Genomic DNA, 13,631 nt, shown 5'->3' on the forward strand with positions numbered 1-13,631 from the left:
GTCAGCGCGCCGGCGCCACCTCGGAGGCCATCACGTCGACGGCCCGCTCCCACACCCGATGCAGGCCGACCGCTTTGGCGAGCGCGGTGGTGAACTTGCGGTCCATCTTGTCGGCGACCAGGACGCCCGGTGCGTCCAGCGGGATGCCCGCGGCCCTCAGCGCAGACGTCCCGTCACCCCACGCGGCTATTGGTTTGCAATGCCGGAAAGCCTCCTGCAACAACAGAACCAGCTTCAGGTCGTTGGTGGGCTTGGTTCCGTCGGCGACCACCACCGCGTCGAACTCGATGGATCGCGTGGTCAGCAGGGTCCGTTCGACGATCACGCTGCGCCGGCCGGACTTCAGGACACCGCCGACGGGCGCGGTCACCAACGGCGTCGCGTTGAGCCCGAGGACGGCGTCGACGAGTTTGGCGACGCCGCTGAGGTCGGAGTCCGCTCCGGCGATGATGCCGACCTTGCGGCCGTCGATCGGACCGGGGATCTCAACCACCTGCGACAAAGACGGCGACAGCACAACGTCTTTGGGCGGGTTGCCCCTGGGCGCGGGCAGGCCGAGCCCGATGGCCACCTGCTTGCACAGATCGGCGTCGACATTGGCCAGGACCTCGAGCTGGCGTTCCTTGATGGACTGCTCGTAGCACTTGCCGAGTTCGAACGTGAACGCTTCGATGACGTGCGCCTGCTCGACGGCGGACAGACTGCGGTAGAACATCGCCGGCTGGGTGAAGTGGTCCTCGAACGAGGACGGGTTCTCCCGCACCGTCGGCCCCTGCACCTGCCGCGGTGTCTGCACGTAACCGCCTTCGTCGGCACCGGCCACCAACGGTTCCCCGTCGTCGATGCTGTTGGGGCGGTATGGTGCCTGGCCGGTGTGAATTGCGGTCTGGTGCATGCCGTCGCGCAGCATGTCGTTGACCGGGCAGTGCGGCCGGTTGATCGGCAGCTGCGTGAAATTCGGGCCACCGAGGCGGGTGAGCTGCGTGTCCAGATACGAGAACAGGCGGGCCTGTAGCAGTGGGTCGTTGGTCGGTTCGATGCCGGGGACCAGGTTGCCGAGATGGAACGCGACCTGTTCGGTTTCGGCGAAGAAATTTGTCGGGTTGCCATTGAGGGTCAGTTTGCCGATCAGCTGCACCGGCACCATCTCCTCGGGCACCAGCTTGGTCGGGTCCAGCAGGTCGATGCCCTGGAAGCTGTCGGTGCCGTCGTCCGGCATGACCTGGATGCCGAGCTCGTATTCGAGCGGGGCACCCGCCTCGATGCCATCGGCCATGTCCCGGCGGTGGAAGTCGGGATCGACACCGGCGGTGATCTGAGCCTCTTCCCAGACCTGGGAATGCACGCCGGCCACCGGCTTCCAGTGGAACTTGACCAGGCTCGTCTTGCCCTTCTTGTTCACCAGCCGGAAGGTGTGGACGCCGAATCCCTCCATCGTGCGGTAGGAACGCGGAATGCCGCGATCGCTCATGTTCCACAGCACGTGATGCGTGGCTTCGGTATGCAGCGAGACGAAATCCCAGAAGGTGTCGTGCGCGGACTGGGCCTGGGGGATCTCACGGTCGGGATGGGGCTTCGCCGCATGGACGACGTCGGGGAACTTGATGCCGTCCTGGATGAAGAACACCGGAATGTTGTTGCCCACCAGGTCGAAATTGCCTTCATCGGTGTAGAACTTGACCGCGAACCCCCGGGTGTCGCGAACGGTGTCGGCCGACCCCCGCGAGCCCAGCACCGTCGAGAATCGGCAGAAAACCTCGGTCTTCTTGCCCTTGCGCGCAAGAAACCCGGCCCTGGTAACCGATGCCGCGGTGCCGTAGGACTCGAAGACACCGTGCGCGGCCGCGCCACGGGCATGCACGACGCGCTCGGGAATGCGCTCGTGGTCGAAGTGCGTGATCTTCTCGCGCAGGTGGAAGTCCTCGAGCAGACTGGGCCCGCGGTTACCGGCTTTCAGCGAGTGGTCGGTGTCCGGGAGCCGCAGACCTTGCGCGGTGGTCAGGTATTTACCGCCCTGAGCGCGCGCGTCGATATCGCCGGTCTCTCCGTTGGTGTTGCCCGTGGGGCTCGTTCGCTTGGGGGCGGTCTGGTCGGGCTGGCGGCGCGGTGGCATGGCTACTCCGAAATGCTGGGACATGGATTTCGCGGGGTACCCCGAACTCGACGCCCTAAGCAGAGATTGACCTTTCATGGTTTCGGGTATTTCTCAGCGTGTTTCATCGGTGAGTGTGAAGTGAGCGGCGATGGTCGGCTGGCTGGACAGATTGCAGCAACGCAATCGCACCGTGGGTGTGACCATTGCGGTGATCTACAAATACCTCGACGATCAGGGCGGTTATCTTGCCGCGCTGATCACCTACTACGCGTTTGTCTCGCTGTTCCCTTTGTTGTTGCTGTTGACCACCGGCCTTGGAGTGCTGCTGGCCGGCCGGCCCGACCTGCAGGCAGAAGTGCTGCAAAGCACGTTGAGTCAGTTCCCGGTCATCGGCAGCCAGCTACATCAGCCAGAAGGACTCAGCGGCGGGGCCGGCGCAGTGGCGGTAGGCATAGTCGGCGCGCTCTATGGTGGCCTGGGCGTGGGACAGGCGCTGCAGAACGCCATGGATTCGGTGTGGGCGGTACCGCGGCACGAGCGCCCCGACCCGATCCGGTCACGGGTGCGCAGCTTCCTACTGCTGTTGGTGCTCGGCTCGGCGGCCATCGCCACCACCCTGCTGTCGGCGATCGCGCACGTGACAAGCACGTTGGGCCCATTCGGCAGGATCGGCATCGCTCTGGTCGCGGTGGCCATCAACGCAGGCATCTGCTTGGTGGCCTTCCGGGTGACCACGGCGCGCGAACTCACCTACCGCCAGGTGTTGCCGGGAGCGATCGCGGCGGCCATCGTCTGGCAGATTCTGCAATGGTTCGGGGCCGGGTACATCGGGCACGTGGTGAAGTCCTCCAGCGCCACCAACAGTGTGTTCGCACTGGTGCTGGGCATGCTGGCGTTCCTGTTCCTGGTGTCCTCGACGCTGGTGTTGTGCGCCGAGATCAACGTGGTGCTGGTCGAGGGGTTGCATCCGCGTTCGTTGCTGACCCCGTTCACCGACGACGCGGATCTCACGCCGGCTGACCGCAAGACCTACACCAGAAAAGCCAAAGCCGAACGCGTCAAGCGCTTTCAGCGCGTCAGCGTCCGATTCACCGATTCCAACCGCAAGCCCACTGGCGTATCCTGAATCGACCGTGCCGCTATTACGTTGCGGTGCAATGAGTTACCGAAGGAACCCATGGAATTCCGCGCTTTCGTCGAGCCACAGCAAGGGGCCACCTACGCCGACCAGTCAGCAGTTGCGCGAGCCGCCGAAGACCTCGGCTTCGACGCGTTCTTCCGCTCTGATCACTTTCTGGCCATGAGCGGTGACGGGGGGCCGGGGCCAACCGACTCCTGGGTGACGCTCGGCGCGATCGCCCGCGAAACGACGCGTATCCGGCTGGGCACGCTGGTGACGTCCGCGACGTTCCGCTACCCCGGGCCGCTGGCGATCGCGGTAGCACAGGTAGACGAAATGAGCGGCGGCCGTGTCGAATTCGGCTTGGGCAGCGGTTGGTTCGAATCGGAGCACCGGGCCTACGGGATCCCGTTTCCGTCGGTGCGCGAACGTTTCGACCGGCTCAGCGAGCAGCTCGCCATCATCACGGGGCTGTGGACCACACCGAACGGTGAGACATTCGACTACGCGGGCGAGCACTACACGATCGCCGACTCACCGGGGCTGCCCAAGCCGGTACAGAACCCGCATCCGCCGATCGTGATCGGCGGCACCGGGGCCAAACGCACCCCGGCACTCGCGGCACGGTACGCGGCCGAATTCAATGTGCCCTTCGCGACGATCGACGTCGTGCGTACGCAGTTCGAGCGGGTGGCCGACGCGGTCGCCGCGACCGGCCGGGCCGCGGACTCGATCGTCTATTCCAGCGCCTTCGTGCTGTGCGCCGGCCGCGACGAGGCCGAGGTGTCCCGTCGGGCTGCGGTGATCGGCCGGGACGTCGACGAGATGCGGTCCAACAGTCCGCTGGTCGGCACGCCTGGCGAGATCGTCGACAAGCTGGGCCCCTGGGGGGAGTTGGGGGTGCGGCGGGTATACGCGCAGCTACTCGATATGTCCGACCTGGCGCATCTGGAGCTGCTGGCGAGTGACGTTATGCCACAGTTGCGTTGTGCCTCATGGTGATCCACCAGTGGTGGGGTTGATCAAGGCCAGAGCGGCGATCCGGGCCTGTCGGAGAAACTTGACTACCTCGGCCACGGTAGCCGCGAGCTGTTTCCGGTTGGCGCGTTCAGGGCCGAGGAGTGCTGTCACTGCCGCGCCGAGGACGCCCAGCCAATCGTCGACAGCGACCGGGGCCTCGCCGACCATCGACATCGCAACGCCGGTAACAAGCCCGTGCAGAGCGAACGTCTGATTGTCGATGTCCCAGTCGGTGCGAGCCAGTCCGTTCCGGCGCCACACGGGTAGGACCGCCTTAATCACCGCGCTGGGTCCGAGGGTGTCGCGAAACCCAACTGAGCGTGGGTCGCGAGCAAGGACTCCGAGCAGGTCTTCGTCGCGGCTCTGCAGAGCCGCCACCAGCGGCTTGCTCGTCGCGATCTCCAGCATCAGCGGACAGAATCGGGACGGGCGGGCAAAATCAGGCTGCTCGGTGAGCGTCTCGATCAAGTCGTCGAGAAGACCGAGGAATCCGCGGCCGATCAGGCCGATCAGGAGGTCTTCCTTGGTCTGCCAGTACAGGTAGACGGTGCCCTTTCCGACGTGTGCCCGCTGTGCGACGTCAGCGACGGTGAATCCTTTTGCGCCTCGGCCGATGAGGAGGTCGCCGGCCGCCTCGAGCAGCCGGGCCGCCTTGGCCGAATTGCGTTCGGGCAGGTCGCCACTGGGTGCACTCACCTTTGTGAATATAACCCGCGCGCACCTGCTGTGGTAAGACTGACCAAAATGGTCATTTGGTCAGTCTCGAGCTATCATCGTTACCAGTTCGCCCTCTGAGACGGGACGGGAAATGAGCAACCTGATCGACCAATCCGACCGCGTCAAGGCAATGCAACGAGCCATCTTCTCGATCGCCGATCAATTAACCCCGCTGGTGGATCTGTGCAAACCGTACGTCGATGGCCTCGAACATCTCCCGCGCGACGGACGTTTTCTCCTCGTTGGCAACCACACCTCGTCGGGCGTGGCCGAGATCGTGCTCATTCCCTACTTCGTGTATCGCGAATTGGGCGTCCGCGTCCGCGGTCTGGCTTCACGTTCCCTGGCCAGACGGCGCGGCCTTGCCGCCGATCTGCTTGCAGCGGCCGGCGCCGTGGTCGGAGACCAGGACAACGGTGCGCAGTTGATGCGACACCATGAAGCCCTCCTGGTGTTCCCGGGCGGCGGCCGTGAGATGCCTAAATTCAGAGGCGAGGATTATCAGCTGTTCTGGGAGGGGCGGAGCGGATTCGCGCGTTTGGCCATCGCTCACGACTATCCGATCGTTCCGGTCGGACTGGTCGGCGGCGACGAGGTCTACCTCAGCCTGGTGGAACGGGACTCACGGTGGGGCCGAGCGGGCCGTTTGTTCACCAAACATGTTCTGCGGCAACCGGAAGTCAATATCCCACTCATCCGAGGTCTCGGGCCGACGCTGATCCCACGCCCGCAAAGGATGTATCTGCGCTTCGGCGCTCAGATCGACACATGCAAACCTGCTCACGCGTCGGCCACCGTATGGGAGGCCTCGGTTAAGCAACGAAGCCAGGCGGCACTCGAGACGTTGCTAGCAGAACTTCAGCAGCTCCGCCAAACCGACCCCTTCAGACATCTGAGTCCACTGGGGTGGCGAAGTGCAGTGACCGGGCAGCGGTTGTCGGAGATTTCGCAGGTGGGTTGACGGGAGCGCATCAAATCGATAGAACATGATTCATGTTCATCTTTTGTCGAGTTCTGGCCGATGGGAAACCGTGAGCCCGCACCCGGACCCCGAGCGAATCGGGGGCTTGGAATGGACGCGGCGCACCAGCGGCCGGCTCACTCGCCGCGAGCAGCTCCGGCTGCTGACGTCGATCGTGAACAGCCAGCGTGATTATTTTTTACATCGACTGCGACGTGATCGGCCTTCCCTCGCCGCACGCCCGTCAGATCGCGAAATCCGGCCTCCCGACAGCCGATTTGCCCGCGAGGTGGAGGCAGCCGCGGCAGAGCAGAGCCCCGTTATCATCGGCCACAGTTACCGGTCGTGGATCTTTGGGCGGGCGCTCGCCGACGTCGATGCCGTCGAACTGGACGAGGAACTGTTATACGCCGGCTGCCTGCTCCACGACCACGGTATCGCTCCCGCCGTGCCGGGCGAAGACTTCACTATTCGCAGCGCCCGGCGTGCCACCGAGTGCGCCGCGTCGGCCCAGCTCGATGGTCGGAGGGCAACGCAGCTGTCCGACGCCATCACCGTGCACACCACACCCGGAATAAGTGTCGAGCATGACGGCCCGCTCGGCTACTACATCCAGGCCGGGGCCATGGTCGACATCATGGGCAACCGGCTATGGGACCTGTCGGCGAATCTGGTCGGCGACACGCTGGCCCGTTATGACAGACACGGGTTCACCCGCGAACTCGCAGGGCATTTCGCCGCCGAGGCAAGAGCGGTACGCGGCGGACGCTTTGCGCTTCTGCGCCGCTGCGGTTTCATTCCCCTCATGCACGTGGCGCCGTTCGACCAAAAGTGATGTCCGTCAGCCCGCAGCACATGCGGCGCTCGCCGAGCCAGCAGCGCAGCCGCGAACGCGTGGAACGCATCCTGGACGCGGCGGCGGCCATCGTGGTCGACCAGGGCCTGGAAAGCCTCAAGGTCGGCGACATCGCCCGCCGCGCCGGCGTCCCACTAGGTACCCTGTACCAGTTCTTCGCGCGCAAGGACGACATCGTTTACGCGCTCGCGCAACGCTTCGCAAACCGCTTCGGCGAAGTTCTCGAGTCGACATTGGCCGATGCCCCCGTCGACTCCGACTGGCGTGATCTGTTGGATCGTCTGCTGGATGCCTATTCGTCGTTCTACCGCAGCGAACCGGCGCTTCGGCAGCTGTGGGTCGGGGCCCGCTTGGACCCGGATTTCATTCGCGCCGACCATGAACACAACAACACCCGATTCGCCGCAACGCTCGCCGACACGCTGGCATCTCGCGCGCACGTACCGCTCAACGACCTGACGCTGATGATCTACGTCTGCTGGGAGGCCAGCCAGGCTCTCCTCGAAGCGGCCTTCCGCATTGATCCCGCCGGCGACCCGGCGATCATCGCGCAGGCTAAAGTCATGGCCGCCCGCTATCTGTCCCTCGCGTTCGAACGGTCGCCCGAGCAACCGTAGTCGCGACGGGTCGGCCGCACCAAGGCGCACTCAGGTGTAGAACCCGTCGATGACCTGCTTGTTGTTCTGCTCCACCACCGCCCGCTTGAGCTTCAGCGAAGGTGTCAATTCTCCTGTGTCGACTGACAATTCGTGGTCGATCAGCTCCCACTTCTTGATCGTTTCCCAGCGGTTGAGTTCGCTGTTCAACTGCTGCACGTAGCCGTCGACCATCTCGCGGACCTGGGCGTTGCGGGTGAGCTCGGCGAACGAGCCTTCCGAGATCCCTTGCTCCGCAGCCCATTTCGACAGCGCGTCACCGTCCAGCGCGATCAGCGCGACACAGTAGTTGCGCGCTTCGCCGAACACGATGAATTGGCTGGCATACGGGCAGAGCGCCATGAACTTCGCTTCGATGGCCGGCGGCGCGACATACTTGCCACCGGAGGTCTTGAATAACTCCTTGATGCGGCCGGTGATGGTGAGGAATCCGTCGGAATCGAGGCTGCCGCGGTCGCCGGTGCGGAGCCAGCCGTCCTTCGTCATCGCCTCTTCGGTCTTGTCGGGCAAGTGGTGGTAGCCCGTCATCACCAGCGGGCCGTGCAGCTGCACCTCGCCGTTGTCACCGATGCGCACCCCGGTGCCGTCGAACGGCAACCCGACGGTGCCCAGCTTGTAGTTGTCGGGACGGTTGATGAACCCGGCCCCCGCGGATTCGGTGAGGCCGTAGCCTTCCAGCACCAGCACCCCGGCAGCGAGGAACCACTCGGCGATCTCGCGGTTCAGCGGCGCGGACCCGGAGACGAAGAACCGCAGCCGGCCGCCGAAGACCGCGCGCACCTTGCTGAACACCAAGCGGTCGAACAGCTGCTGCTGCAGCCGTAGCGGTAGCGGTACGGGCTTGCCGTCACGTCGGCGGCGGCTGACGTCCAGGCCAACTCGGAAGGCCTGCTCGAACAACCGGGCCTTGATGCCGCCGCCTTCCTGGCTCGTCATCACGATCCGCGCGTGCGCCTTCTCGAAGATGCGCGGCACCGCGGCCATGAACGTCGGCTTCACGACGCCCATGTTCTCGACGATCTTGTCTACGCGCCCGTCGACAGCGCTGACGAAACCGCACGCGAGCTGGCTGGCGAGCAGCACCTTGCCGAACGAGTGGGCCAGCGGCAGCCACAACACGTGCAGGTCGTCCTCGCCCAGGAGTTCCTCGTTGCGGATGAACTCCGCCGCCGAGGTCCATGACCGGTGCGCGAGGCGAACCCCCTTCGGGCGTCCGGTGGTGCCCGACGTGTAGATGAGCGTGGCGAGTGACTCGCTGGTCACCGTGGCTGCGGCGTCGGTGACGGATGTCGGGTGTTCCTGTAGGTGAGCGGCGCCGCGGCGGGCGAATTCGTCGAAAGTGACGACCCAGTCCCCGTCACCCTCCCCGTCCATGACCACCACCAGCCGTACGTCCGGCAGGTCGCCGCGATTGTCGGCGAGTTTGGCGACCTGTGATGCGTCCTCGGCGAAGACGATCTGCGATTCCGAGTCAGCCACGATGTAGGTGGCGTCCGCCGCGTGCGTGCTGGGGTAGACGGTCGTCGTCGCCGCACCGGCGCACATCACGGCGAGGTCGGCCAGGATCCACTCGTACCGGGTGCCCGCCATGATGGCGACGCGCTGTTCCGGTTCGATGCCCGACGCGAGCAAGGCCGCCGCGAGTTCGCGCACCCGGTCGGCGGTCTCCTGCCAGGTGATCGACACCCAGCGGCCGTCCCGCAGTTGCCGAAACGCCTCTTTATCGGCGGAAACGGCGACTCGATCAAAGAACATCGAAGCCAGGTTCGACGACGTCTTGGGTTCAGCAGTTACCGACGACACTGTCATCACTCTCCTTGTCACTTCTCTCAATGAGAAGTATGCGAGCTCCGCCAAGCATTTCCAGATGCTGCGTGGGTCACCAACGCTAAACGGCCACGATCTCGGATGAGCAGAAACCGCTTCTATTGGGGGCGATACCCGAGCTGTGCGACCGGGGCGGCGTCATTCGGGGCCGAAAGGCCCTAGTAGAGCGGCGCGTTGAGGGCGCACAGTCGGGGCGGGCGGCTGATGACGACCGAGGGTGGTCATTGGAGAGTGCAGATCATGAGCGATTCCCGGGACGGGTCTGAGAACCCCTGCGGCACAACGGGATATCCGCCTCCACAGTCCTCAGGCCGCACTGCGCCCCGCACCGCCCCGAAGAACGGCCCGGGCACGGCTTCGATTATCGCCGCGGTCATGGCCCTGCTGACGGACGCGGTGGCCTTTGCGCTGGGAACGGGCTGGCCGATATTCGGCGGGGCGATTCTGGGCATAGTCGCAGTGGCGACCGGGGGCGCTGCCCTCAAAAGAGTCCGGCGCGGCGAAGCCGACAAGGCTGGCGTCGCGATCGCGGGCGTCGTGCTGGGATGCCTCGCGATCGCCGCGGGCATCGTCTTGGCAATCCTCACGTTTCTCGTCCTGATGCTGATGAAATGGGTGGAGACGGTCGTCTAGCGACGTGCTTCCGGCGTCTCACCAGCGATCGCTCAGCGGGATGCCCTGGCCGCGGTGCCGGCCACCTCCGATGCGGCGGTCCGGACTACTCGCACGGGCGGAAATAGCCTCTGAGCTGTGGTGGCAGGTACTGGATTCGAACCAGTGTAGCTTTCGCGACGGATTTACAGTCCGCTCCCATTGGCCGCTCGGGCAACCTGCCGCCTAGCAGGGTACAACGACGGGGTAGACAGTTCACAAACGGGCAGCACTGAGAAAGGACGCAACGCATGGCGGACTCCTCGTTCGACATCGTCAGCAAGATCGACCGGCAGGAAGTCGACAACGCGCTCAACCAGGCCGCCAAGGAACTGTCCACGCGCTTCGACTTCCGCGGCACCGACACCAAGATCGCGTGGAAGGGCGAGGAAGGCATCGAGCTGACCTCGTCCACCGAAGAACGGGTCAAGGCCGCGCTCGACGTCTTCAAGGAGAAGCTGATCCGCCGCGACATCTCTCTGAAGTCGTTCGAGGCCGGCGAGCCGCAGGCCTCCGGCAAGACCTACAAGCTGAGCGGAACCCTCAAGCAGGGCATCAGCAGTGAGAACGCCAAGAAGATCACCAAGCTCATCCGCGATGAGGGGCCCAAGACTGTCAAGACCCAGATCCAGGGCGACGAGGTCAGGGTGACCAGCAAGAAGCGCGACGACCTGCAAACCGTCATCTCGATGCTCAAGCAGGCCGACCTCGATGTGGCGCTGCAGTTCGTGAACTACCGCTGACCCGGTCTTGATCCTGCGCTGAGGGCGGACCCGCCCGGTGTGTCGCCGCCCTGCACGCAGACTCAACGCCCTGCACGCAGACTCAACGCATCGAAGAAGAAGTGAGGTTCACGATGACCGAGACGGATTACGTCGACGTCCTCATCGTCGGCGCCGGCATCTCCGGCCTCGGGGCGGCCTATCGCATCCTGCAGCGCAACCCGGGCCTGTCCTACACCATCCTGGAGCGCCGCGACCGGATCGGCGGCACCTGGGACCTGTTCCGGTACCCGGGCGTGCGCTCGGACAGCAGCATCTTCACGCTCAGCTTCCCGTTCGAGCCCTGGACCCGCGAGGAAGGCGTCGCCGACGGCGAACACATCCGCGAGTACCTGACCGCCATGGCCCGCAAGTACGGCATCGACGAGCACATCCGGTTCCGCAGCCACGTCCGCGGCGCTGACTGGGATTCGGACACCGACACCTGGACGGTCAGCTTCGAGCAAGACGGCGTCACCAAGCAGTGCCGCAGCAGGTTCGTGTTCTTCGGCAGCGGCTACTACGACTACGACGCGGGTTACACCCCCGACTTCCCCGGCATCGACCAGTTCGGCGGCACCGTCGTGCATCCGCAGCACTGGCCCGAGGACCTTGACTACACGGGCAAGAACGTGGTGGTGATCGGCAGCGGCGCCACCGCGGTGACGCTTGTTCCGGCGATGGCCGAGAAAGCCGGCAAGGTGGTCATGCTGCAGCGTTCGCCGACGTACCTGATCTCGTCGTCCAAGTACAGCAAGGTCGCCTGGCTGAGCCGAAAGCTGCTGCCCCGCAGGCTTGCTCACCTGACCATCCGGTTCTACAACGCGCTGATGGAGGGCGTGCTGTGGTTCCTGTCGCGCAAGACGCCGCCGCTGATCAAGTGGCTGCTGCGCCGCAAAGCGGTGCAGAACCTGCCGGCGGGCTATGACGTCGACACCCACTTCAAGCCCCGCTACAACCCGTGGGACCAGCGGCTGTGCCTGATCCCGGACGCCGACCTATACCAGGTCGTGGCCGACGGTCGCGCCGAGGTGGTCACCGATCACATCGACCATTTCGACGCCACCGGCATCGCCCTGAAATCCGGGCGGCATCTGGACGCCGACGTCATCGTCACCGCCACCGGCCTGCAATTGCAGGCCCTCGGCGGCGCCACGATCAGCATCGACGGCGTCGAGATCAACCCCCGGGACCGCTTCGTCTACAAGGCGCACATGCTCGAGGACGTCCCCAACTTGTTCTGGTGCGTCGGCTACACCAACGCGTCGTGGACCTTGCGGGCGGACATGACCGCGCGGGCGACCGCCAAGCTGCTGGCCTACATGGCCGAGCACGGCTACACCCATGCCAGCCCGCACCTCGGTGATCAGCCGATGACCGAGAAGCCGGCCTGGGATATTCAGGCCGGCTACGTCAAGCGGGCGCTGCACGCGCTGCCCAAGTCGGGCACTAAGCGCCCGTGGAACGTGCGGCAGAACTATTTCGCCGACGCGATCGACTACCGGTTCGACCGAATCGATGAGGCCATGGAATTCGGCCGTGCCGTCGACCGCGCCGCGCTGGCGGGTTAGGCGGACGCCCCCAGCGAGATCTTCTTGCCGCAGTTCGGACAGAACTTCTCGGTGCGGTGATGTTGCGCGCCGCAGTTGGCGCAGAAGTGCGGTTCGTCGGTGCCAGCGGCAGGGACGAGTTCCAGCGGGCGCACCGTGTCGTCGGCGGCGTCTTCGTCGTCCGGTTCGGAGGTTTCTTCTTCGGCGCCGCGCTGGCGTCGGTTCCGGACCACCAGAAGACTCACCCAGCCGGCGACCAGCAGAACCAGCAAGGCACCAGCTGCGATGTACCACAACAGGTTTGACCGCTCGAACAGCGAGACGTCACCGTACTGCTGGCGGAGATTGGCCGCACTGGTCTTGAGATCGGCGGCGCCGGGATAGTCGGGCGACAGCGTCAGGGCCAGGTCGAAGTCGGCGATCGCATCGCTGTAGCGGCCCTCGTAGTAATGACTGAGTCCGCGGCGGTAGGCCTGATCGGCCGGCCCGAGCGTGGGCTTGACGGCCTTGGCGGCCAGCATCGTCGCGAGGGTGTCCGCGGGTGCGATGAAGTTGAACGGCTGCGGTTCGCCGGCGGGCCCGAAACTGTTGACGCCGATCACCTTTCCGCTGAGATCCACGGTCGGGCCACCGCTCATGCCCTCGGCGACGGCGGCGTCGATCTCGTAGACCGGGCTCGATTTCACGTTCGACTTCTTGCTCACCTTGCCGCTCTTGTTGGTCGGGTCGAGAGAGCGGCCGGTCAGCCTTGCGGTGGGTTCGGCGTAACCGACGGCCAGCACGGGTGTGCCGATACTGACCGCGGAGTCGGTGGTGAGTTCGGACGACGGCAGATTGTGTTTGTCAACCTTCAGCAGGGCCACGTCGCCTTTGCCGAGCGGCTTGAAGTCCACGACGGAGGCGGGCATCTTCTCAGCGATCTTCGTCCCGGTGCCGTAGATCAGCGTCAGGTTCACCTGCGGCCCCTGGCCCGGCAAGGTGCCCTCCACCCGCGCATTCTTCGCCAGCCAATCCAGCGTCGCCAGCGGATCCTGGCTGACCGGCGCGTCCGGATATTGGGCCTGGTACTCGCCGACCGCCCGTTTGAGTATCTGCTCCTTCGCCGTGTCCGGATCGGCGCAGTGCCCGGCGGTGGCGACCCAGCCGTCGGGGTTGACGACGAATCCGGTGCAGTTCCAGGTGGTGACGAACGGGGCGTTGGATCCTTCGCCGAAGAACGACAGCGTCTTCCCGTCGGGCAACCTGACCATGCCGTATGCCTCGACACCGAGAAACATGACGGCCGGCCGGATCCGTGCCGCTGCAATCTGTTCGGCGTTGGCCTGCGGTCGGCCACCATCGGCGACCGCGGTGGCGGGCCACGACACCGAAACGACGAGCGCGGCTGCGGCAAGCATTGCTCGGCACAGGGTCACTC

12 protein-coding genes and 1 tRNA gene are annotated in these 13,631 nt (G+C 65.1%); 8 read left to right on the forward strand and 5 right to left on the reverse strand.

All coding sequences use genetic code 11. The features are described 5' to 3' along the window. Window position 1: 1 nt before the first annotated feature. Window positions 2-2,113, reverse strand: coding sequence for a catalase (locus tag ACNQS7_RS15225; protein WP_418013170.1), 2,112 nt, complete (start codon window positions 2,111-2,113; stop codon window positions 2-4). 130 nt (window positions 2,114-2,243) lie between these two features. Here ACNQS7_RS15225 and ACNQS7_RS15230 point away from each other — a divergent pair, with 130 nt between their 5' ends. Beyond that, a complete protein-coding gene (locus ACNQS7_RS15230) occupies window positions 2,244-3,221 on the forward strand; it encodes a YihY/virulence factor BrkB family protein (RefSeq protein ID WP_055578793.1) in 978 nt (325 codons plus the stop codon). 51 nt (window positions 3,222-3,272) lie between these two features. Beyond that, window positions 3,273-4,217 (forward strand): LLM class F420-dependent oxidoreductase, encoded by a 945-nt coding sequence (locus ACNQS7_RS15235; protein WP_418013171.1) that lies wholly within the window; start codon window positions 3,273-3,275, stop codon window positions 4,215-4,217. On the opposite strand, the gene ACNQS7_RS15240 is transcribed toward ACNQS7_RS15235, so the two are convergent. Continuing rightward, window positions 4,209-4,931 carry a TetR/AcrR family transcriptional regulator gene (locus ACNQS7_RS15240; protein ID WP_418013172.1) on the reverse strand — a complete coding sequence of 241 codons (723 nt, stop codon included), beginning with the start codon at window positions 4,929-4,931 and terminating at the stop codon, window positions 4,209-4,211. The genes ACNQS7_RS15235 and ACNQS7_RS15240 overlap by 9 nt on opposite strands. 112 nt (window positions 4,932-5,043) lie before the next feature. On the opposite strand from ACNQS7_RS15240, the gene ACNQS7_RS15245 reads away from it, so the two are divergent. The 3 genes from ACNQS7_RS15245 (at window position 5,044) to ACNQS7_RS15255 (ending at window position 7,386) form a co-directional block, all read left to right on the forward strand. Continuing rightward, complete coding sequence (locus ACNQS7_RS15245; RefSeq protein WP_418013173.1) at window positions 5,044-5,913, forward strand: lysophospholipid acyltransferase family protein; 870 nt, start codon at window positions 5,044-5,046, stop codon at window positions 5,911-5,913. Between the two features lie 70 nt (window positions 5,914-5,983). After that, window positions 5,984-6,748: a hypothetical protein gene (locus ACNQS7_RS15250; protein ID WP_418013174.1), complete on the forward strand. Its 765-nt coding sequence runs from the start codon at window positions 5,984-5,986 to the stop codon at window positions 6,746-6,748. Next, on the forward strand, window positions 6,748-7,386 hold the full coding sequence (locus tag ACNQS7_RS15255; RefSeq protein ID WP_418013175.1) for a TetR/AcrR family transcriptional regulator: 639 nt from the start codon (window positions 6,748-6,750) through the stop codon (window positions 7,384-7,386). The genes ACNQS7_RS15250 and ACNQS7_RS15255 overlap by 1 nt, the downstream gene beginning before the upstream one ends. Before the next feature lie 30 nt (window positions 7,387-7,416). Here the strand turns inward: ACNQS7_RS15255 and ACNQS7_RS15260 are convergent, their stop codons facing one another. Then, complete coding sequence (locus ACNQS7_RS15260) at window positions 7,417-9,234, reverse strand: AMP-dependent synthetase/ligase (RefSeq protein WP_418013176.1); 1,818 nt, start codon at window positions 9,232-9,234, stop codon at window positions 7,417-7,419. Window positions 9,235-9,627: 393 nt separating this feature from the next. On the opposite strand from ACNQS7_RS15260, the gene ACNQS7_RS15265 reads away from it, so the two are divergent. After that, complete coding sequence (locus ACNQS7_RS15265) at window positions 9,628-9,885, forward strand: hypothetical protein (protein ID WP_310781665.1); 258 nt, start codon at window positions 9,628-9,630, stop codon at window positions 9,883-9,885. A 118-nt stretch (window positions 9,886-10,003) separates the two neighbouring features. Here the strand turns inward: ACNQS7_RS15265 and ACNQS7_RS15270 are convergent. Beyond that, window positions 10,004-10,087: transfer RNA gene (locus tag ACNQS7_RS15270), tRNA-Tyr, on the reverse strand. Between the two features lie 67 nt (window positions 10,088-10,154). On the opposite strand from ACNQS7_RS15270, the gene ACNQS7_RS15275 reads away from it, so the two are divergent. Together ACNQS7_RS15275 and ACNQS7_RS15280 are read left to right on the forward strand one after the other, a co-directional pair. Then, complete coding sequence (locus ACNQS7_RS15275) at window positions 10,155-10,646, forward strand: YajQ family cyclic di-GMP-binding protein (RefSeq protein WP_055578789.1); 492 nt, start codon at window positions 10,155-10,157, stop codon at window positions 10,644-10,646. A 113-nt stretch (window positions 10,647-10,759) separates the two neighbouring features. Further along, window positions 10,760-12,235 carry a flavin-containing monooxygenase gene (locus ACNQS7_RS15280; protein WP_418013177.1) on the forward strand — a complete coding sequence of 492 codons (1,476 nt, stop codon included), beginning with the start codon at window positions 10,760-10,762 and terminating at the stop codon, window positions 12,233-12,235. On the opposite strand, the gene ACNQS7_RS15285 is transcribed toward ACNQS7_RS15280, so the two are convergent. Beyond that, window positions 12,232-13,629 carry a trypsin-like peptidase domain-containing protein gene (locus tag ACNQS7_RS15285; protein WP_418013178.1) on the reverse strand — a complete coding sequence of 466 codons (1,398 nt, stop codon included), beginning with the start codon at window positions 13,627-13,629 and terminating at the stop codon, window positions 12,232-12,234. The two genes, ACNQS7_RS15280 and ACNQS7_RS15285, sit on opposite strands and share 4 nt — an antisense overlap. Between the last annotated feature and the right edge of the window lie 2 nt (window positions 13,630-13,631).

It is taken from the genome of Mycobacterium sp. 23 (genome assembly GCF_048287075.1).
Taxonomy (GTDB): domain Bacteria; phylum Actinomycetota; class Actinomycetes; order Mycobacteriales; family Mycobacteriaceae; genus Mycobacterium; species Mycobacterium gordonae_B.